At 41.4% G+C, this 20,601-nt stretch carries 17 protein-coding genes; 15 read left to right on the top strand and 2 right to left on the bottom strand.

The genetic code is table 11. The features are described from left to right. Nucleotides 1-77 precede the first annotated feature (77 nt). The 9 genes from L5L91_RS01590 (at nucleotide 78) to L5L91_RS01550 (ending at nucleotide 14,100) form a co-directional block, all read left to right on the top strand. Nucleotides 78-1,289 (top strand): porin, encoded by a 1,212-nt coding sequence (locus tag L5L91_RS01590; RefSeq protein ID WP_028760445.1) that lies wholly within the window; start codon nucleotides 78-80, stop codon nucleotides 1,287-1,289. 269 nt (nucleotides 1,290-1,558) lie between these two features. Next, nucleotides 1,559-4,195 (top strand): TonB-dependent receptor, encoded by a 2,637-nt coding sequence (locus L5L91_RS01585; protein ID WP_263235529.1) that lies wholly within the window; start codon nucleotides 1,559-1,561, stop codon nucleotides 4,193-4,195. A gap of 822 nt (nucleotides 4,196-5,017) precedes the next feature. Then, nucleotides 5,018-7,996: a TonB-dependent receptor domain-containing protein gene (locus tag L5L91_RS01580; protein ID WP_173245588.1), complete on the top strand. Its 2,979-nt coding sequence runs from the start codon at nucleotides 5,018-5,020 to the stop codon at nucleotides 7,994-7,996. A 1,146-nt stretch (nucleotides 7,997-9,142) separates the two neighbouring features. Continuing rightward, entirely contained in the window at nucleotides 9,143-9,925 is a 783-nt protein-coding gene (locus tag L5L91_RS01575; protein ID WP_105252918.1) for a DUF3450 domain-containing protein, read from the top strand. After that, complete coding sequence (locus L5L91_RS01570) at nucleotides 9,925-11,280, top strand: MotA/TolQ/ExbB proton channel family protein (protein WP_263235527.1); 1,356 nt, start codon at nucleotides 9,925-9,927, stop codon at nucleotides 11,278-11,280. The genes L5L91_RS01575 and L5L91_RS01570 overlap by 1 nt, the downstream gene beginning before the upstream one ends. Beyond that, nucleotides 11,280-11,807 carry a MotA/TolQ/ExbB proton channel family protein gene (locus L5L91_RS01565; RefSeq protein ID WP_081729046.1) on the top strand — a complete coding sequence of 176 codons (528 nt, stop codon included), beginning with the start codon at nucleotides 11,280-11,282 and terminating at the stop codon, nucleotides 11,805-11,807. The genes L5L91_RS01570 and L5L91_RS01565 overlap by 1 nt, the downstream gene beginning before the upstream one ends. 13 nt (nucleotides 11,808-11,820) lie before the next feature. Next, a complete protein-coding gene (locus L5L91_RS01560) occupies nucleotides 11,821-12,225 on the top strand; it encodes an ExbD/TolR family protein (RefSeq protein WP_028760438.1) in 405 nt (134 codons plus the stop codon). Between the two features lies 1 nt (nucleotide 12,226). Further along, entirely contained in the window at nucleotides 12,227-12,853 is a 627-nt protein-coding gene (locus L5L91_RS01555) for an energy transducer TonB (RefSeq protein WP_028760437.1), read from the top strand. Continuing rightward, on the top strand, nucleotides 12,853-14,100 hold the full coding sequence (locus L5L91_RS01550; RefSeq protein ID WP_105252916.1) for a tetratricopeptide repeat protein: 1,248 nt from the start codon (nucleotides 12,853-12,855) through the stop codon (nucleotides 14,098-14,100). The genes L5L91_RS01555 and L5L91_RS01550 overlap by 1 nt, the downstream gene beginning before the upstream one ends. A gap of 70 nt (nucleotides 14,101-14,170) precedes the next feature. Here L5L91_RS01550 and L5L91_RS01545 read toward each other — a convergent pair whose 3' ends face one another. Further along, nucleotides 14,171-14,689 (bottom strand): diguanylate cyclase domain-containing protein, encoded by a 519-nt coding sequence (locus tag L5L91_RS01545; RefSeq protein WP_263235656.1) that lies wholly within the window; start codon nucleotides 14,687-14,689, stop codon nucleotides 14,171-14,173. A 65-nt stretch (nucleotides 14,690-14,754) separates the two neighbouring features. On the opposite strand from L5L91_RS01545, the gene L5L91_RS01540 reads away from it, so the two are divergent. The 5 genes from L5L91_RS01540 (at nucleotide 14,755) to L5L91_RS01520 (ending at nucleotide 18,368) form a co-directional block, all read left to right on the top strand. After that, a complete protein-coding gene (locus L5L91_RS01540; protein ID WP_263235523.1) occupies nucleotides 14,755-16,584 on the top strand; it encodes a DUF885 domain-containing protein in 1,830 nt (609 codons plus the stop codon). Nucleotides 16,585-16,755: 171 nt separating this feature from the next. After that, complete coding sequence (locus L5L91_RS01535; protein WP_028760433.1) at nucleotides 16,756-17,034, top strand: peptidylprolyl isomerase; 279 nt, start codon at nucleotides 16,756-16,758, stop codon at nucleotides 17,032-17,034. Nucleotides 17,035-17,117: 83 nt separating this feature from the next. Next, complete coding sequence (locus tag L5L91_RS01530) at nucleotides 17,118-17,654, top strand: GNAT family N-acetyltransferase (protein WP_028760432.1); 537 nt, start codon at nucleotides 17,118-17,120, stop codon at nucleotides 17,652-17,654. A 74-nt stretch (nucleotides 17,655-17,728) separates the two neighbouring features. After that, nucleotides 17,729-17,959, top strand: a complete 231-nt coding sequence (locus L5L91_RS01525; protein WP_028760431.1) for an RNA-binding S4 domain-containing protein — start codon at nucleotides 17,729-17,731, stop codon at nucleotides 17,957-17,959. Between the two features lie 22 nt (nucleotides 17,960-17,981). Beyond that, complete coding sequence (locus L5L91_RS01520; RefSeq protein ID WP_263235522.1) at nucleotides 17,982-18,368, top strand: ribonuclease E inhibitor RraB; 387 nt, start codon at nucleotides 17,982-17,984, stop codon at nucleotides 18,366-18,368. 152 nt (nucleotides 18,369-18,520) lie between these two features. Here L5L91_RS01520 and L5L91_RS01515 read toward each other — a convergent pair whose 3' ends face one another. Beyond that, entirely contained in the window at nucleotides 18,521-19,408 is an 888-nt protein-coding gene (locus L5L91_RS01515; RefSeq protein WP_263235521.1) for a LysR family transcriptional regulator, read from the bottom strand. Between the two features lie 156 nt (nucleotides 19,409-19,564). Here L5L91_RS01515 and L5L91_RS01510 point away from each other — a divergent pair, with 156 nt between their 5' ends. Further along, a complete protein-coding gene (locus L5L91_RS01510; protein WP_028760428.1) occupies nucleotides 19,565-20,338 on the top strand; it encodes a TSUP family transporter in 774 nt (257 codons plus the stop codon). Nucleotides 20,339-20,601: the final 263 nt, after the last annotated feature.

Below are 20,601 nucleotides of genomic sequence, written 5' to 3'. Positions count from 1 at the left end.
CTTTAAGAGGAAATTGTAAGGAAATATAACAACGGAATGACGTTGACAGAACATAAACAAAAAAGGTTAAGCACCAAATGAACAAGACGTTAGTAGCAACTGCGCTTGCAGCAATTTTTTTAGTTCCATCAGTCTCAGCTATCGAGATCTATAAAGATAATAAAAATGCCGTAGAAATCGGTGGTTTTATTGATGCACGCGTGATCAACACTCAAGGGGAAACAGAGGTTGTTAACGGCGCATCTCGCATTAATTTTGGTTTTAATCGTGAGTTGACTGACGGTTGGAAAGCATTTGCTAAATTGGAATGGGGTGTGAACCCTGTAGGTAGTAGCGACATCGTCTATAACAATCGCTTCGAATCTGTTCAAGAAGAGTTCTTTTATAACCGTTTAGGTTACGCTGGTCTGTCCCATGACACTTATGGAACACTGACTATTGGTAAGCAGTGGGGCGCTTGGTACGATGTCGTTTACAACACTAACTACGGTTTTGTGTGGGACGGTAACACTGCAGGTGTTTACACTTATAATAAAGATGATGGCGCGGTAAACGGTGTTGGTCGTGGTGATAAAACAGTTCAATATCGCAATGCATTTGGCGATGTAAGCTTTGCAGTTCAAGCACAGTTGAAAAACAGCAGCTTCTATACCTGTGATACAACGGATGATATTTCACAAGCTCAGTGTCAAGCGAACTGGGAAAGCGGTGATAAAGCGGCTCAACAAGTAGAATACAATTATACTTATGGTGGCGCGCTGACCTATAAAGCCACTGATATGCTGACCTTAACTGCGGGTGTTAACCGCGGTGAGTTTGATGTGAGTTTTGGTAATGGCGAACAAACCACTGCGGTTGATCTTATCTACGGTGCGGGTATCACTTGGGGTAACTTCGATAGCAATGGCTTATACGCTGCTGCAAACGTTAACAGACAAGAAAATCATGACACAGACAATATTGGTCGTTTGATTAAAGACGCCTATGGTATTGAAAGTTTAGTTTCTTACAAGTTTGACAATGGATTACGCCCATTCATTTCTTACAACGTGCTTGATGCCGGTAAAGACTATGTCATTCAACCTAACTTTAATGCCGATCCTAACGATGAGTTCAAACGTCAGTTTGTCGTGGTTGGTTTGCACTTTGTATGGGACCCAAACACAGTGCTTTACGTAGAAGCACGTAAAGATTACAGCGATTTTACCAGTGCAGATAAAGAACAAGAAGCTAGAATGGCGCTTTCTGAATCTGACGGCGTTGCCATTGGTATCCGTTACACACTTTAAGTTTCCAGTTTCTATATAGTAGAAACCACTGTTTTAACAAAAAGCCAGTCAGCAATGACTGGCTTTTTGTTTTTAACGATAAGTCAATTAGTAATAAAAAAACATTGTGTATTTTTTGTTTGTATTTGGTTATCTTTTTGTTGATTAAATGTCTCTCATATGATTTTATGCTTCCGCAGCACTTCGGAATGTTTAAGGTGCCCTTGTTTAAAACTGCTTATTAAATAAGCAAATTATAATAAAAACATGATTTTCCCGGGAGATTGACAATGCATAAAAAAAACTTGATAGCAAAATCTGTGCGCTTTGCACTGATTAGCGGTGTGACTGCTACGGTATTAAATGTACCTTTTACATTTGCAGATGATAAAGATGGAGCAAAAGTTGAGCGTATAGCTGTAACTGGTTCGCGAATTAAACGCGCAGATATGGAAACGGCTAGTCCTGTTAGCGTGATTGATGCTTCAGCCATTATTTCCTCTGGTGCAATATCGATTGATGATGTTTTGCAGAAAATGACTTCGGCTGGCGGTGCAATGACTAACGCTGGCATAAATAATGGTTCTGGTGGTAATTCTCGCATAAACCTCAGAGGATTAGGCACTAACCGTACTCTAGTTTTGGTTAATGGTCGTCGAATGATTGCTTCTGGTACAGGAGCTGCTTCTACTGTTGACCTTAATACGATTCCAGTTTCTATGATCCAAAGAGTTGAAGTACTTAAAGATGGTGCTTCTGCGGTTTATGGTACAGATGCTATTGCTGGTGTGGTTAACGTAATTTTGAAAAGAGACTTTGAAGGTTTTGAAGTCAACGCCCAAACCGGCATTTCTGGAGAAGGTGATGCTGACGAGTCTACGATTGATATGACTTTGGGTAACACCTTTGATAAAGGCAATGTCGTTATAGGCGCACAGTATACAAAGCGTGGCGAGGCAAGCCAAGCTGATCGTGATTTTTCTGATTGCCCTGTAACAGAAACTAAGCCTGATGCAAGTGGTAAAATTAGCTTGTTTTGCGGTGGTAGTGGTTATTCTCAAGGTGGTCATATTTGGGGCGATACTGCAGATCTAAGTGGTAGAGGTGGTACTTACCATGATTATGTTACTGCAAATGATGCATATAACTATGCGAAAGATAGTTATCTATCGACGCCAATGGAACGCTTGAATCTCACGGCTGCTGGAACCTATGAGCTGACAGATACAACTCGTTTCTTTACTGAGGCTATGTATTCAAAGCGTTGGTCAAATCAACAAATGGCTCCTCAACCAATTTGGAACAGCGATGCATGGGTTTATAATCCTATTTCAGCTGGTGGTTGGATGACCGATGACCTGCTGCCATGGGTTAAGCCTGGAGAGGAACTCTCTTATGGTCGTCGCATGGTTGAGTCCGGTACCCGTGACTTTAGTCAAGTTGTAGACACTATTCGTATTGTTTTAGGCGTAGAAGGTGAATTTGATAATGGCTGGAGTTGGGATGCCTCTTATAATAAAGGTCGCAACGACTCTGTCGATACTCTGGCAAATCTACATAATTTAGGTTCAATTAATGCAGCAGTTTTAAAGGGGGAGTTTGATCCTTTTTTACAGTCTTCATGGGAAGGTGAGAGCATCACTCCATTCATTTATACCGAAGTAAATAGTGGTGGAAGTGAGTTAGATATTATTGCTGCAACCTTATCGGGTGATATTGTTGAGTTACCAGCGGGTATGATGGGCTTTGCTGCTGGATACGAGAATCGTAAAGAAGCTGCAAAGTTTACACCAGATTCATTAACAGCACAGGGGTTAGCTAATGATCCTAGGGTAGAACCTACCGGTGGTGATTTTAGCGTTAATGAAATTTATGCTGAATTGGCTATCCCATTGTTAAGTGGGTTACCACTAGTGGAACAACTCGATCTGAGTGCTGCAATGCGTTATTTTGATTACAGCACGTTTGGTGATGACACTACATGGAAACTAGGCTTAACTTGGCGAGTATATGATGACCTTATGTTCCGTGGGGGGTTGTCTACTGCATTCCGTGCTCCAACTGTTGATGAGTTATATGGTGGTAAGTCACCATCCTTCGAACAAATTGTTCATCCTGCAACAGAACAAGACCAAGCAGAAGTCACTGTTGGCGGTAATGGGTTATTAACTCCAGAAGAAGCCGACATTACAACGATAGGTTTAGTTTATTCACCAAGCTTCGTAGATGGTCTGTCTATGACTGTTGATTACTACGATATTGAATTAACAAACACTATAACTTCTGTTGACAACAATTATATTGCTAACCAATGTTTAGATGCTGCAGGTAATAAGATCAATACTGATACTGTATTGTGTCAATCTTCTAATATTCAGATTGATAACAGTGGTCGTATTAAGTTTGACAATGGCCTACAAAATATCGGTGCGACGAACACTGCGGGTTATGACCTTAATGTTGCTTATGCATTTTCAGCTCTAGGATTGGATTGGAAAGCAGGTTGGGATACATCAATTCTGACCGAATATGAAGAATTCGATCCTGATGGTGTTGCTGTGGATTATCGTGGTTACATTACCGGCGGTACGGGAGCCTATGCAAAATTCAAGAGTAATATGAACATCACTGCTAGTGCAGATGACTGGAGCTTTACTTACGAAGCTCGTTATATTGATGGGATGGACTCATTTGCTTGTAAAGGCAAAGAATCTAGTTGTTATGCACCAACAGTTGGGAGTGTTATATACCATGATCTATCAGGATCTTATGATTTAACTCAAAACATTCGTCTATCAGGTGGTATCAATAACCTGTTTGATAAAGAGCCTCCCTATTACACAGGTAATAATGACTCAAACACAGATCCATATACTTATGAAATGTTAGGTCGTTATTTCTTCGTTCGTGCGAGTATGAAGTTCTAAATCCTCGTTAGCGGGAGTCATTATTTTGTTCCAGCTTTAATTATAAAAACCCTGAGGCAACTTGGGGTTTTTTATCATCAGAATGAAGAAAATGGAAAACTAACTGGTATATAGCGTAATGGTCATTTAGATTAAGTCATTTATTTCAATAATTTGGTCACCTTAAATAACGAGTACTTCTCAAATGGAAGGTTATTCAAATTTTGTTATTGTATTTGTTCGACAAATTTTCAGAACTCGTCAGTTCTGCCCGCACATGTAAACTATCACAGACATCTTTGGTCATTGTTCTTATTGGCAATCAAGGACAAGTCAAATCCAGTCAAATGTCAGTATTAAAATCACTTTGGTTAAAAGTGCATGTTTAAGCAGAACTGAGGTTGTTTGTTGAAAATTATTCCTATGTTGTAATGATCTCCCCATTTTTTGCCGAACAAAATTTAGCCATAAAATGTCAGGTTTTTTGAGCACTTATACTTAAAAGTGGTTTTAAGTGTTAATTTTTTGCAAGTATTTGTGTTTGAGTTGTTTTTCAATTTGATAATGGGTAACTCTCCATCACTATAAAATAAATGCTTAAATTTCAATCCATTATGATTTTTATTCAATTTGACACTAGACAAAGCTTATGGCTAATCATCAGCTTTAAACTATTCACAAACGCCGATTGCTGTGTTATTTCCGTTTCAATTGTTGATTAAGTGTTTTAAATGTGATTTTATTGGGCTGATTTAGATTGTTGTGTTGCGTTTTCGTGTGACCCGTCGTGTGATGACGATGGGAATATTATAATAAAGACATACTTATATAGGGAGATTGACAATGTATAAGAACAGCTTTTTAAGCCATTCAATAAAGTACGCATTAGTTGGTAGTGCAGCTGTTGCTGCTCTAAGCACATTTTCTGTTGCTGCAGCAGAAGGTGATGCAGTTGTTGCGGAAAAAACAATTGAGAAAATTGAAGTAACAGGATCTCGCATTCGTTCAACAGACTTGCAAGGTTTCTCACCTGTGCAGGTTATTGGCGCAGATGAGATTGACACTTCGAGTGTTGCTAACGTTCAAGAATTGCTGCTTAAAAATCCAGCATTTGGTGCCCCCGCGCTTAGCCGTACTAACTCTAACTTTTTAACCTCAGGTTCTGGTGTTTCCACTGTTGATTTACGTAATCTTGGGAGTGAGCGAACTTTAGTTCTAGTTAATGGACGTCGTTTTGTTTCAGGTGTACCAGGTGATACTGCTGTTGACTTAAATACAATTCCAACTCAATTTATTGAGCGTGTTGAGATTATGACGGGCGGCGCTTCAGCCGTTTATGGTTCAGACGCTGTGGCTGGCGTAGTTAACATCATCTATAAAAAAGAATTTGAAGGTATTGAATTTGATGTTCAAAAAGGTCAAAGCGCCGAAGGTGATAGCGAAGATGATCAAATTCAATTTACTATGGGTACATCATCTGCTAACGGTAAAGGTAACATCATGGTGCATGGTGCTTACACTAACCAAGGTGCCGTCTACTCACGCGATCGTGATCGCTCGGCAATCGATCAAATATCTTTAGGTGCTGCAGTAACGGGTCTGCCTGAAGATATGTTTACGCCGATGCAACCATTTTACTCAAGTTTTGCACCACAAGGCCGTTTTGTTGCAGGTGGTAAGCCATATACTTATGATAAGAACGGTAACTTTATCTCTGGTTTCTCAACCAATGGAACAGATACCCGTGAAGCTGATGGCTATAACCGCAACGCTATCCGTACAATTGCGGTACCGACGGAGCGCTACCTTTTTGCAGCGACAGGTAAGTATGAGTTTGCAGATGGATGGAACGCTACACTTGAAGGAACCTATGCATCAACTCAAACACAGAGCCAGTTAGAACCCTTTGCACTGTCTTCGGTTGATGTTTTTAAAGGCTCTGGTGGACAGCTTCCTGTTGAGTTTGAACAATTTATTGAAAGTGCGACTAATCCCGGTGAATATGAACGTACTTTAGTACGTAACTCTGTGATACCTGATGAGCTTTATAACTTAGCTACAGATACAAATGGTGATGGTTTAAAGGATATCTCTTTTACTCGCCGTATGTCTGATATAGCTAACCGTGGTAGCAGAGCTGACCGTGATACTTTCCGTATTATGACAGGTATTGATGGCGAATTAACTGACGGATGGTTTTTAGATACTTATTTCTCATACGGTCAAAGTAAAGAAGGACAAACTGGTACAGGCCAAGTTAACGTTCTGAATTTTAAATCAGCGCTAGAAGCTGTTACTGATGAGTTTGGTAATAAAGTATGCCGTGATGCTACAGCTCGCGCTCAAGGTTGTGTGCCGATTAATATATTTGGTGCTGGTACTGTGTCACCAGAAGCGGCTAATTATGTGAATGCACCTAGCTCATTAAACACACTTGCAACACAAACTGTTGCAGGTATGAGTGTTTCTGGTGATGTCTTTGAATTACCAGCTGGTTTCGTCGGTGTTGCGGTGGGTGCCGAGTATCGTGAGGAATATGCTCGTAGTGAATTTGATGCGTTACAACAAGCTGGCTTAAATGCGGGTAATGCTATACCAAGCACTGAGGGCGAGTTTGATGTGATGGAATATTTCACTGAGGTGAATGTGCCATTGATTGCTGATGCATTTATGGCTAAGCAGTTAAATTTACGTGGTGCAGTACGTTTCTCAGATTATTCTACCGTTGGTAATACTGAAAGCTGGAACGTTGCTCTTGACTGGGCACCTATTGATGAACTTCGTTTTAGGGCTATTCGTGCTTTATCAACGAGGGCTCCAAATATTGGTGAGTTGTATTCACCACCAAGCCAAACTTTTCCAACTGGCTTGACAGATCCATGTCAGGGTGTTACTGCAACGACAACAGGTGCGCAAGCTGAAGCATGTCGCACTGATGCTGGTGTGATGGCGAATATCGCAGCAAATGGAGCATTTACTTTAAATCAGTCAGATATTCAAGGTGTGAGTGGTTATAATCGTGGTAATCCAGATTTAGACGCTGAAAAAGGTAAGTCATGGACCTTTGGTGTAACCTATTCACCAGATGGTATTGCAGTGTTAGAGGACTTTGATTTTAATATCGATTATTTCGACATTGAAATCGAAGACGCTATAGTTAGTACTGGCCGCCAGTATATTTTGGACCAATGTTACGGAGGTAATGCTGCATTATGTAGTTTTATTACCCGTCGACAAGCACCTGAAGGCCCAAACAGTGCTGGTTCTTTAGAGTATATTGACTCTGCTGTAACCAACAGTGGTGGTTACGTTACATCTGGTATTGACTATGTCATAACTTACGCAAAAGATTTAGAAGATTATGGTTTAGTCGGCCAAACAAATGCGCGTTTAGCATATACCCATGTGATTAAAGGTTATGAAATACCGTTGCCAGGTGCTGAGCCTGATAACTTTAATGGGGAAATTGATGCCCCTCAAGATAAGTTCTACTTATCATTGGGCTATGAAATTGGTGATTTCAACATCGCTTGGAATACAACTTATATCGGTGAGTCATTCTTAGATGATGGTTTCTTATCTGGCTATGACTTAGCTCCTGAGTCTGTTGGTGTTGGTTCTGTTACTTACCATGACTTAAATGTAGCATATCGCCCATTTGATATGGCCGAGTTTTATGTTGGTATTAATAACTTATTCGACCAAGATCCCCCACCAATTATCAGTGGATTGCCAGGTAGTAGCACTGGTGTAGAAACTGCAGCGAGTACTTATGATCCAATTGGTCGTCGTTACTATGCGGGTGTAAGATTTAAGTTTTAAGTTTTAGTTGGTATAAAGCCCTCTGGATGTTTAGAGGGCTTTTTTCATATTTACGGTATCTAATTTGGTTTTGTCTGCTAGCGGGTTAGTTAACATCAGTTATAAATGAGTATTGTCTTTTCTAGTTGATTGATTTTTATGCTCATCTTTTTAGCCTGGAAGGCATAAGCAACTGGACCTTTGATGAAATTCACTAAAACTCAGGCAACTACGTCGCCTTAGATGTACTATCTGAGAAATATTTTTCAGTTAATCAAAAACTTTATTGATCATAAATCGGTTACGCAACATCAAGTCCAAGCATTCTTATCCTGAGTTTAATTTAGTTAAGTTATTAAAAGCGATGACAGTTGTTTGAATTAGCTGTTAAACAGAGACTTATGGCGCTAAGGTTGTTCATAACAGTTTAAGAATGCCGGTATCGCTGGTGAATTAAGGAAGTGCTTCGGGCAGATAAATTCAGTTAAATAGGTTTTGAAATTGCTATATTCAGACTGATGTAAGGCCACAGCTAGGGAGTGATGACTTTATTGCAATTGGATTTTGTTCGCTTTTATCCGCAGTTCGGATGAGTCAAATTAATGAAAGCTTCCTCTAAATTATCCATTCTAAATTCTTCTACTATTAACATTCCTCGAAAAAACGGGGTCTTCGATTTCTTTAATATTGTTTCATTCCTAATCCTTAAGTAAATTTTTATTGAGAGGAGTAGGATATGAGTAAAGAACATCTACTTGAGTCGCCATTATGTTAAAAAATGTTAATTTTAATAAAGAGGGCGCACAAAGTTGGTTGTTGGCTATCTTTATGATTTTATAGGGTTTAAATTAAATTTTTATTTTTTTGAACAAAAAGTAATAACCCTAAAGATTCATTTTCGCCTAAAAAAACACCTTTCGTAAAAAATTTCATTATTAACGCTTCTTTACACTAGTTTTTAGTCGTCTGAAATGTTGACACAGGTCAACATTTTGTGAAATGATGCCAGCGGGTCTATGCCTGTAAGGGCGTAGGAAAGGGAAGAAAAAACTAAGAATCACAAGAGAAAGACGAACTTACAGGAATTTTTTCGGCAAGTATTTATGCCTTGTCGTTATGTTGCTGGTAAGTTAAACCTTTTTATTCACTTCAAATTGGTTGGGAACTATGTCCAAGGTAAGCAATAGAACAAAAATCGCTACTGCACTTGTTGGCGTGCTGGCATTAGCGAGCAGCAGCTTAGTAGTTGCAGATCCTCTTACCGACGTGCAGAAAGCGGATAGTATGATCCATGCTGATGCTGCTGCGTCGCAAAAGAACGTTGATAAGTATTTCGATCAAGCACAAGACATGCTTTTTGAGTATGGTTCTGTTGCAGATGAGCGCGAATCACTGAAATCATATAACGATTATGTTGCCAGCTTAGTCGCTGATCAACAAAAGACAATGGATTCAGTGCAGGGTGACATCAATGGTGTTGATAAACTTCGCCAAGGTGTTGTGCCATTAATGTTTAAAATGGTTGAATCATTAGAACAGTTTGTTCAATTAGATTTACCTTTTAATTCTGAAATACGTACGAATCGTGTTAATGAGCTGAAAAGACTACTTAATACTGCAGAAGTAACACTAGCAGAAAAATATCGTCTAATTCTTGATGCTTATAGTATTGAGCGCGAATACGGTAGTGCTGTTGCCGTTAACCAAGGTAAGTTAAACCTAGATGGTAAAGAAGTGTTGGTTGACTTCTTTAACTTAGGTCGTGTTGCTCTTTATGCACAGAGTTTAGATCAAAAGACTGGCTGGATGTACAACCCAGAATCTAAGGGTTGGGATAAGTTAGATGACAGCTATTTGCGTGAACTGACTAAAGGTATCCGCATTGCCCGTAAACAAGGCGCTCTAGATCTATTCGCATTACCAATTCCTGCTGCGGAGACTGCACAATAATGAAGAAGTTAATTACTACAGCTGTCTTGGCTGCAAGTTTCTCTTTAACTGCTGGTATGGTAAGCGCTGCTGATGCGCCTAAGTCAATTGACCAATTATTGCAACAAGTTAAAGTTGAGCGTGCTGCTGAAGGTAAAGTTAATAGCAAGCGTGAGCAAGAGTTTCAAGCAGAGCGTGGCGATAAGGCCGCTTTACTGCAAAAAGAAAAAAATGCGTTGGCTGCTGAAAAGCAACGTGGTAAAGATTTGAACCAAGCGTTTTTAGATAACGAGCGTAAAATTGCTCAGTTAGAAGAAGATCTAAAAACGGCTCAAGGTGACTTGGGTGAGATGTTTGGTGTAGTTAAAGGTGAAGCCGGCGATTTCGCAGGTAAACTGGCAAGTTCAAACATTAGTGCTCAATTTCCAAATCGCGATAAATTTATTGCTGATTTAGGTGCCCGTAAACAATTACCAAAAATTGAAGAGTTAGAACAATTCTGGCAAGAGCAGCTATTTGAAATGGCGCAATCTGGCAAAGTGGTTAAGTTTGAAGGTTCTGTTACCGAAATTGATGGTAGCGTGAAAACAACGACTATTCATCGTATTGGTGCTTATAACTTAACGGCTGATGGTAAATATATTGTATATAACTCTGAATTAGGTTTAGTACAACAGCTGTCTCAACAACCTGAAGGCTACCAAGTTAGCGCAGTTGCTAAATGGGAAGAAACGGCTTCTGGTACAGCACCTTTCTATATTGACCCTGCTCGTGGCGTACTGTTAAACATATTTACTAACAAAGCTAGCATGGAAGATCGTATCGAGTCAGGCGGTACCATTGGCTATATTATTCTCATATTACTTGCTATTGGTTTATTAATTGCGGTTGAGCGTTTCATTGTGCTGGCAGCTATCGGTGCAAAAGTTAAACGCCAAGCTAAAAATGTTGATAATCCAGGTAACAATGCCCTTGGTCGTATCTTGAAGGTTTACCATGAAAACAAAGATGTTGATGTTGAAACATTAGAGTTGAAGTTGGATGAAGCTATTCTGAAAGAAACGCCTGCATTAGAAGCTCGAATTTCAATTTTGAAAGTCATTGCAGCTATCGGTCCAATGTTAGGTCTGCTAGGTACAGTAACAGGTATGATTGCGACCTTCCAAAGTATCCAACTGTTCGGTACTGGCGATCCTAAACTGATGGCGGGTGGTATCTCTATGGCTCTGGTTACTACAGTGCAAGGTCTAGTTGCGGCTCTGCCTCTGATGTTACTACATGCAATACTCGTTGCGCGTAGCAAATCAATCACCCAAATTTTGGAAGAGCAAAGTGCCGGAATTATCGCAGCACATGCTGAGAAGAGGGCTAACTAATGATGCTATACCTGATGGACATATGGGATTCCGTCAGGGGCTTCATGGCCGCTGGAGGAAACGTCCTTTGGTTGGTTGCGTTTGTATTGTTCTTAATGTGGGTATTGATGCTTGAGCGTTATTGGTATCTTAATTGGATATCACCAAAGCAACATAAAGCTATCATATCTGCGTGGGATTCTAGAGAGGAAACCACCTCTTGGTACGCACACCGTATCCGTGAAGCTTGGCTGTCCCAAGCGAAGCAAGATTTGAATGCACGTATGCTGATGATTAAAACCTTAGTAGCTATTTGTCCTATGATAGGTTTGTTAGGTACCGTAACCGGTATGATTTCAGTGTTTGATGTGATGGCAGTTCAGGGGACGAGTAATGCTCGTTTAATGGCGGCTGGTATTTCAATGGCGACTATGCCCACGATGGCGGGGATGGTTGCAGCATTATCGGGAGTATTCTTTAGTACTCGTCTGGATGTAAAAATGAAAATCAGTTTAGAAAAGCTAAAAGACAGCATGCCGCACCACTAGAGAGAGATTGAACATGGCACGTAAAAAGCATTCCAGTGTAGACGAGGAAGCGCAAATTGATATGACACCGATGCTCGACATCGTGTTTATCATGTTGATCTTCTTCATTGTAACAACGTCATTTGTGAAACCTTCTGGTTTGGATTATAACAAACCCAAAGCTTCGCAAGCGACTTCAAAGCCTTCGGCTAACATCTTTATCGGCGTCAGTAAAACAGGCGTGATTATGATGGAAAACCGTCAGGTTGATATCGAACGTGTAACAGCAAACGTTGAGCGCATGCTGGCTGAAGCTCCTGAGGCTGCGGTATTGATTCAGGCAGATAAAGACGCAACGCATGGCCTAGTTGTTAAAGTTCTAGACCAAGTCAAAGCGGCTGGTATAGATAAAATTTCGGTATCTGCGGGGAACGATTAATATGCTAAGAGCACTAGTATCGATCATTATTGGTGCTGCTGTGACTTTTGGTCTGTTCGCTTTTATGGCGTTCTTGGTCGGTGGCGGCGCACAACGCGGCGAAACATCGGCCGAGACCCCTGTAATTGAAATCACTATGGATAGACAGGATTCAAAAGCACAGAATAAGCCAAGGGTAGTGCCTAAGCCACCACCACCGCCAGAACAGCCACAGAAGCCTGAGGCAACGCCGCCAGAATCTTCGAGCAATATTGACACAGCGATGTCGTTCAATATGGGTGGTGTAGAAGCTGGAGGTCACTCAACAGGTGGTTTTAAATTAGGCAATATGATGACTCGCGATGGTGATGCTACACCTATCGTTCGTATCGAACCTCAGTATCCAATTGCTGCGGCGCGTGATGGTAAAGAAGGTTGGGTACAACTTCGTTTTACCATCAACGAACTCGGTGGTATCGACGACGTTGAAGTTATTCAAGCAGAACCAAAACGCTTATTTGATAAAGAAGCGATTCGTGCACTGAAGAAGTGGAAGTACAAGCCAAAGATTGTTGATGGCAAGCCATTGAAACAACCTGGTATGACAGTACAACTAGACTTCACCTTAGATAAAGGAGGCAACCAATAATGCGTAATGTTAATAAAATCGCAGTTCTATTATTGCTTTCTGTTTGTGGAGGTTCATTAACTCTTTCATCTGCAGTCGCAGAAGAAAAGTGTGCTATCGACAAACGTCAATCTAAAGCTGTGGGTGAAAGTGCGGCGAAGAAAGTTCAGAAGTCATTTGAAGCTTATACCAATGGTCAGGTCGATGAAGCTATTGCTATTTTGCTAGAGGCAAATGCCAAAAACGACTTCGACAAAGCCTATGTTGCACGTATGTTGGGTAACTTTTATGCCGAGAAAGGCAAAATGGATACCGCGATCAAGTACCTAAAACAAGCTGTTGAAGCTGATATTTTAGGTGGTACAGATCATGCTGCAACTATGCGTCTTTATGCTGATTTGCTATTACAAGAGAAAAAGTTTAAGGAAGCGATTCCTTATTATTACAAGTGGATGGAATTTACTTGTAAAGCCGATTCTCAAATGTATCGCCGTATTGGTATTGCGCATTCAGAACTGAAGCAGTGGGATAAAGTGATTGAAGTGGCCGACAAAGGTCTTTCATTAGCTGAAGCTCCTGACAAAGGTCTGTATCAAATGAAGCTGACTGCTTACTTCAATCAGAAGAAGTACAAGAAAGCTGTTGGTGTGTTAGAAGTCATGGTGCCTTTATTCCCGGATGATGGCAGATTGTGGGTTCAATTAGCACAGTTTTATTTGATGGTTGAAGACTATGACAAGTCTCTTGCAACTTACGATTTGGCTTATAGAAATGGTTTCTTGGATAGCGCGGGCAACATTACGCGTTTAGCGCAGTTAATGGCACAAAAAGGTGCTCCTTATCAAGCTGCTAAAATTTATCAGAAACATATGAAATCAGGCATGATCGCTGAGGACGCTAAGTCTTTAGAGATTTTGGCGGGTTTCTATCAAAATGCGAAAGAGTTTAAGCAAGCTGCTGAGTATTACGGTAAAGCTGCAGCCATCAGCAATGATGGCAAGACTTACTTGAAACAAGGTCGCTTATTAAACTTGAATGAACAATATACAGCTGCGATCCCTGTGCTTGAAAAAGCCATATCAATGGGTATTGAGCATCCTGGTGAAGCAAACTTTGAATTAGCTTTGGCTCATTTAAGTTTGAAACAGTATAAGTCGGCTTATAACCGTGCAGTGTTAGCTGCTAATGATAAGAAGACACAGAAGAGTGCAAATAGCTATATCTCTTATATTAAAGAGAAAGCTCGTATGCATAATATCACGCTGTAATCAGTTCGCCATTTAGCGTTTGAATCGAAAGCCCCGCAAGGGGCTTTTTCTTTGGTATCAATAAACCTATTTACTGTAATCGGATTAAAGCTTGGGATTGATCATGATTTTTTTCAAGCTGTTGTGAAAGTTGGCTGACATTACTGAAGAGTGACTCTATTTTACTTTCCTGTGTAGGTAGGCAAATACAGGCAGCCAGTTTATAGTCGATTGTCAGTTTATGATGTTTACCAAAATCTTGTTTAAAGTCAGATATTTGTTGTTCTATTCGCTTTAACACTACTTCCGTCCCCACCTCATCTATATTGAACAAACCCAACGCAAAGTGATTGTGATCTAGCCTAGCAATCATATCTGTTGCTCTTAATAGCGCTTCTTGCACTTGTTTAGTAAAGAATTCGAGTAAATGGGGTTGTTTGACGGTTTCATGAATGTGAGGGCACAGATACAATAGTGCCAAGCTTTGGTGGTCTCTCATGTGACGATGCCATTCTCGGTTGAATACTTCCATGAAATAGGTTTGGTTATAGACTCCAGTTTCAGGATCCCTGAAACCTGAGTTGCGGAACGAGTATAGATTAACTCCGATAGCAGACCTTGAACTAAGTATAGAAACAGTTCTGCAATAGCGGGCCAAAAAGGAAAAATATTAAAATGAAATTGGGTTTATTGGCAGGTTCGATAGCGTTAATCTTCACCCTTCAAGGTTGTTCTAAACCTGAAGTCACTGCAGTTCAACAAAATAGCTCGGCTAATACGACAGCAGTGCAGGGCGAAACACAAACGGCAGAGCAGCGTTACTTAGCGCTTGTGGATGCTTATTTTAAAGATTACCTAAAGCTTGAGCCCATCTACGCTACTTTTGTCGGTGTTAATGACTATAACGCCGATTTCGGCGGGGATTTAACTGAGGATTACCTTAAGGCTCGTCATGATCTTAACACTCACTATTTAGCTCAGGTGCGTGCGATAGATCCAAAGCAACTGCCTGCGGATCTACAGTTAAGTTATGACCTGTTCGTCTATGACCGTGATATGGCGTTAGTAGACGAAACTTTCCCTTCACGCTTTATGCCGATAAGCCAGTTCTATAGCACTGTCATTACTATGGTGCAGCTGGGAAGTGGTGAAAGTGCACAACCTTTTAAGACTGTCCAAGATTACCGTAATTGGGAACAGAGAGTCGATGGTTTCATCAAGTGGGTCGCACTTGCTGAAAATCGTATGAATCAAGGCATAGAAAGTAAAGTGGTACTACCTCGAGTGTTGGTAGAGCGCATTATTCCTCAGTTAGATGCTATGTTAACGACGGATGCGACTCAGAGTATTTTCTACTCGCCAATCCAGCATTTCCCCGAGAGTTTTTCAGAGCAAGATAAAGCGGAATTGACTACCCGTTATCAAGCCATGATAGCCGAGCGTATCGTGCCAGCGTTAACGAACTTACGCGATTACTTTAAGCAAACCTATTTACCTAAATCGCGGGCGACTGATGGTTGGTCAGGTTTGCCTAACGGTAAAGCTTGGTATCAGCATCTGGCGAACTCACATACGACCACGACTATGTCTGTGGATGAAATTCATCAAATTGGCTTAAGTGAAGTGGCGCGCATTTTATCTGAGATGGATAAGGTGCGTGAGCAGGTCGGTTTTAAGGGTGATTTGAAGGCGTTTTTTGCATCTTTATCTTCAGAGCCGCAGTATTTCTATAGCGATCGCCAAGGCTTGATTGATGGCTATATGGTATTAAAAGATAAAATCAATCATGTATTGCCTAACTACTTTAATGTGATGCCAAAGGCTGATTATGTGGTTAAGCCGGTTGAAAGTTTTAGAGAACAATCGGCAGCGGGTGCCTCTTATGAAGCGCCTGCGGTGGATGGTAGCCGTCCAGGGGTGTTTTATATCAACACTTATAACCTCAAAGCACAGCCTAAGTGGGGGATGACGACCTTATCTTTGCACGAAGCTGCTCCTGGGCATCACTTCCAAATCGCGATCAAACAAGAGCTAACCGGTGTGCCTGAGTTCCAGCGTTTTAGCGGTTATACCGCTTTCGAGGAAGGTTGGGCACTTTATGCTGAATACTTAGGTATTGAGATGGGGCTATTTACCGATCCTTACCAGTATTTTGGTAAGCTTTCCGATGAAATGCTGCGTGCAATGCGCTTAGTGGTTGATACTGGCCTTCATTCTAAAGGTTGGAGTCGTGAACAGGCGATTCAGTACATGAAAGACAACTCGCCTATGGCTGAGAGTGACATAGTCGCTGAAGTGGAGCGCTATATGGCGATCCCTGGTCAAGCTTTGTCTTACAAGGTCGGTCAGTTGAAGATTTTGGCACTGCGTGCCCGCGCAGAAAAAGCCTTGGGTGATAAATTTGATTTAAAAGCATTCCACGATCAAATCCTCACCTCAGGTTCATTACCCATGGCGGTCATGGAAAACAAGATCGATCGTTGGATTGCGTCGAAACAAGCTTAGCCGTGTAAGATGCCGTTAATTGACTTTGTTGTCAGTGACGGCATTTTAAGACTTTTTTATTCAACAGAAAGTTTTTATACTGTTGATTCCAAACCTGTTAAAACGAATGTTTTAGTGGGAACTCAATGATATTTGGGGCAAATGTCTCATGATCCTTACAGGAGTTTTACTATGGTCCAGGCAACAGCAAGACATTTGTTAGTCAGCAGTGAAGAGCAGTGTCAAGCGCTGAAACAGCAAATAATGGAAGGCGCAGATTTTGCTCAAATTGCTCGCGCGCACTCTTCTTGCCCATCAGGTGCCCAAGGCGGCGAATTGGGGTCATTTGGTCCTGGCATGATGGTCAGAGAGTTTGATGAAGTGGTTTTTAGTGCACCATTAAACGAAGTACAAGGCCCCGTGAAAACGCAATTTGGCTTTCATTTACTTGAAGTGACCAGCCGCGCGTAAGTTTTGCCGCTTATCTAATACAGCTTGTTTGATACGGCAGCGTTTGCTGCCGTTTTGTTTTATATGCTCATCACGGAGTCACTATGCTGGAACTCTACACTGATAGATTGAAACTCAGGAGCTTACAAGATAGTGATTGGGAACATTTTTATGCACTGCATAACGATCCTGAGATTAATCGTTTTGTACGCGTTCCTGAGTCGCAAGAGGTGATCCGCAGTAAGTTTCAGCAACGTTCTGATACTTGGTTCTACGGTTCTGGCGATTGGCTGACCTTAGTGATTGAGACCGTTGATACTGGGCAGTTTATTGGTTTAACGGGCCTTTATTGTCAAAGTTTCGAGGAACAGCGTGCCGAAGTGGGTTATTTACTGGCGGCCGAGGGGCACGGTAAAGGTTATGCGACTGAGAGCTTAATGGCGGTCATTGATTGGGCCTGTTTAAGTTTTAATGTACATAAATTTGTTGGTCATTGTGCTAAAGATAATCACGCATCGGCACGAGTACTCGAAAAGTGTGGTTTTCGGCTTGAAGGTTTGCTCAGGCAGCAATTCAAAATAGGTGAAAACTGGCTCGATGAATCAGCCTTTGGCCTACTCGCCGATGAAAGACGTCTATAGCCAAATTATCTTCAGCGAATTTTGTACTGTGCTGGTATAATGCCGCAGGTTTATTTTTAGAAGGCGTGTATTAAGTGGCGCAAATTAATCAATTGGCTTTGCATTCTGGCGAAGATTTCATTGAATTGTACAAAGTATTAAAAGTGCAAGGCATGAGCAATGCGGGTGGTGAAGCCAAACATTTTATCGACGAAGGTCAAGTCACTGTGAATGGTGAAGTTGAAACTCGTAAACGTAAAAAAATTATCGCGGGCGACATCGTCAGCTTTAATGGTGAATCAGTTCAAATCATTGCGGCAGAATAAGCCTGAAACAGTGGAGCAAGAAATGCAATTTCCAGATGATGACAATGGTAAAATGCTGGCCGCAATGGCTGAAGCGGGAATCGATTTAACTAAAGAGTTAGATGTTGATTTCTTTTTGGTTTTTGATGACCAACGCGATGCTGAAACTGCGTTAGAAGAATTAACAAATTCTGACTTGGAAGGCGAGCTTGAGCTGAATCTGAATGATGAGCTTGGTAAGTGGGAAATCATTGTTTGTCTCAATATGGTGCCTGAGTACGATACATTGGTTGAACAAGAAGTCATGCTAAATGATTTTGCTGCCGAATTCGGCGGCATGACCGACGGTTGGGGCGTAATGCAACATCAAGACGGTGACGATGAGTTTATGGATGATGACCATGTTCACGGTGAGCATTGCAATCACTAATTCTGATGCGCTTTAAGCCTTGAATCTAATAAACCACCTTTTGGGTGGTTTTTTATTGGTGTTTTCTGCGCTCTGTTAGTGATCTTAATAGCCTCGTTTAGTACTTATAGCGTTATTGTACCTCGCTTAAACTAAGATACGTTTAATGCAGATTAATGACGATAGGATGCAAAAATCTCTAATAACCAGTCGATAAAAGCTTGAGCTTTTAACGGCAGGCTTGGGGATTTTGGGGTGAGTAAATAATATCGATAGGGACTGGTAAAGGGGGCGTCGAAGGGGATGACTAAGCTGCTGTTTGCCAGTTGTTCTTCGATGAAGAATCGCGGAATAAGTGCTGCGCCCATGCCACTCGCAGCCGCTTGACTCAACATATAAAAATGCTCGACACCAAAGGTTTGTGCTTGGGTGAGTGTTAAACCCACCTTTTCCGCCCAATACTCCCAAAGTTCGGGTCTGGTGGTGTGTTTCAGTAACGTGACGTGATTAATGTCCTCGATATTTTGCAGTTTAGGCGCTAACGAAGGCGCGCAAACTAAGCATAAATCCTCATCCATCAGCTTGATATAATTCGCGCCCTTAGGGATGACTGTGCTACTACGGATCGCAATATCATAACGACCTTGGCTAAAATCCACGGCAAAGTCGCCAATGGATAAGTCGACATACAAGTGTGGATGGCGGGATTTAAACTGCTCCATTCTTGGAATGAGCCAATTGATGGTTAAGCTTGGCAGCACATTAATAGCTAAGGTTTGCGGTTTAGTGGGCTGACGGCGCAAGTCACTGGTAGCACTAGATAGTGTCTGCAGAGCGGCTTGAACATGGGGTAAATAGCGTTTGGCTTCATCGGTTAAACCAACTTTTTTATGTAAGCGTACAAAGAGCGCAAAACCTAAATAATCCTCCAATACTCTGATTTGTTTGCTGACTGCGCCATGGGTGACATGCAACTCCTTGCTGGCTAATGTCATGCTCTGTAAACGTGCTGCGGCTTCGAAGGCACGGAGAGAATTGAGGGGTGGTAGTTCGGCAAACATTTTATTTCCTACTGCTGGAAAATCAGAACAGGACTCGGGATTTTGTGTGAGTTTATCTCACGCTGTGTCGACAATAACTCCTTTGCGTTTATTTGGCAAACGCAGTCTAATGTTCGGCAATCACTCTCTTTTTTATCAGAAGAATAATAAATCATCATGGAATTTGAACTGACTCTACAAATCGCAGCGATACTTTTTGCCGTCGCTATGGTGGCTGGTTTTATTGACTCAATCGCCGGTGGCGGAGGCTTGCTGACCATTCCTGCACTTATGTGGGCAGGCTTGCCGCCTGCGGTTGCCTTAGGGACAAATAAGCTGCAGGCCTGTGGCGGCAGTTTTTTTGCGAGTTTGTACTTTGTCCGTAAAGGGCTGGTTGATCTTAAATCCGTTAAGTTAGCCTTGATTTGTGCATTTATCGGTGCGGCATTAGGTACGATTCTAGTTCAACTCGTCGATACTGAAGTGCTGGAGTTGATGTTACCTTTTTTGATTTTGGCTATTGGTTGTTACTTTTTATTTTCGAAAAAGATTTCTGAAGATGATAAACATCAAGTGCTGACACCTACCGCATTTGCCTTTACTGCGGCATTGGGCGTGGGATTGTACGATGGCTTTTTTGGCCCTGGTACTGGGAGCTTTTTTGCGCTGGCCTTTGTATCGCTAGCGGGTTTTGGTTTGGCGAAGGCAACTGCCCACGCAAAACTACTTAATTTCTCCACTAACATTGCTTCGCTGATCTTCTTTGCCTTGGGCGGAAAAGTGATTTGGTTATTAGGATTAGTCATGCTGGCAGGGCAAGCGATTGGCGCAACCTTAGGTTCTCGTCTCGTGGTCACTAAAGGTACAAAGATTATCAAGCCGTTGGTGGTGACTATGTCCCTTGCTATGAGTTTTAAACTTTTGGCGAGCCAATATAATTTATTTTCGTAAACTATTTGATATTAAGCATTTTATAAAACTCACCCATCAATAGAAGCTCTTTAAGCTGCGCATGAGTGTATCTTAGTGGCGTCCATCTTGGCTCAAAAGTTAAGCTGAGGTGGATATCATCCAAAAGATCCGCCAAATGACGACTTAAAACGTCTCATCCTACTTTGAGTTAGGTGTACTCTTTCAAGTTTTTTGAATAGTATTACCTGTCATTTTTAATACACTTTTTAGGCTTCTTATTGTTTTGGTGTGTATTTTAAATA

The sequence above is a fragment of the Shewanella sp. SM55 genome, assembly GCF_025654025.1.
Lineage (GTDB): Bacteria > Pseudomonadota > Gammaproteobacteria > Enterobacterales > Shewanellaceae > Shewanella > Shewanella oncorhynchi.
Note: the sequence above shows the minus strand (reverse complement) of the source record. Positions and strands in the feature narration are given on the sequence as shown.

What these genes read in the sequence shown, in the direction of transcription:
- L5L91_RS01590 (WP_028760445.1), top strand. Translation starts at nt 78, where the DNA reads ATGAACAAGACGTTAGTAGCAACTGCGCTTGCAGCAATTTTTTTAGTT.
- L5L91_RS01585 (WP_263235529.1), top strand. Translation starts at nt 1,559, where the DNA reads ATGCATAAAAAAAACTTGATAGCAAAATCTGTGCGCTTTGCACTGATT.
- L5L91_RS01580 (WP_173245588.1), top strand. Translation starts at nt 5,018, where the DNA reads ATGTATAAGAACAGCTTTTTAAGCCATTCAATAAAGTACGCATTAGTT.
- L5L91_RS01575 (WP_105252918.1), top strand. Translation starts at nt 9,143, where the DNA reads ATGTCCAAGGTAAGCAATAGAACAAAAATCGCTACTGCACTTGTTGGC.
- L5L91_RS01570 (WP_263235527.1), top strand. Translation starts at nt 9,925, where the DNA reads ATGAAGAAGTTAATTACTACAGCTGTCTTGGCTGCAAGTTTCTCTTTA.
- L5L91_RS01565 (WP_081729046.1), top strand. Translation starts at nt 11,280, where the DNA reads ATGATGCTATACCTGATGGACATATGGGATTCCGTCAGGGGCTTCATG.
- L5L91_RS01560 (WP_028760438.1), top strand. Translation starts at nt 11,821, where the DNA reads ATGGCACGTAAAAAGCATTCCAGTGTAGACGAGGAAGCGCAAATTGAT.
- L5L91_RS01555 (WP_028760437.1), top strand. Translation starts at nt 12,227, where the DNA reads ATGCTAAGAGCACTAGTATCGATCATTATTGGTGCTGCTGTGACTTTT.
- L5L91_RS01550 (WP_105252916.1), top strand. Translation starts at nt 12,853, where the DNA reads ATGCGTAATGTTAATAAAATCGCAGTTCTATTATTGCTTTCTGTTTGT.
- L5L91_RS01540 (WP_263235523.1), top strand. Translation starts at nt 14,755, where the DNA reads ATGAAATTGGGTTTATTGGCAGGTTCGATAGCGTTAATCTTCACCCTT.
- L5L91_RS01535 (WP_028760433.1), top strand. Translation starts at nt 16,756, where the DNA reads ATGGTCCAGGCAACAGCAAGACATTTGTTAGTCAGCAGTGAAGAGCAG.
- L5L91_RS01530 (WP_028760432.1), top strand. Translation starts at nt 17,118, where the DNA reads ATGCTGGAACTCTACACTGATAGATTGAAACTCAGGAGCTTACAAGAT.
- L5L91_RS01520 (WP_263235522.1), top strand. Translation starts at nt 17,982, where the DNA reads ATGCAATTTCCAGATGATGACAATGGTAAAATGCTGGCCGCAATGGCT.
- L5L91_RS01515 (WP_263235521.1), bottom strand. Translation starts at nt 19,408, where the DNA reads ATGTTTGCCGAACTACCACCCCTCAATTCTCTCCGTGCCTTCGAAGCC.
- L5L91_RS01510 (WP_028760428.1), top strand. Translation starts at nt 19,565, where the DNA reads ATGGAATTTGAACTGACTCTACAAATCGCAGCGATACTTTTTGCCGTC.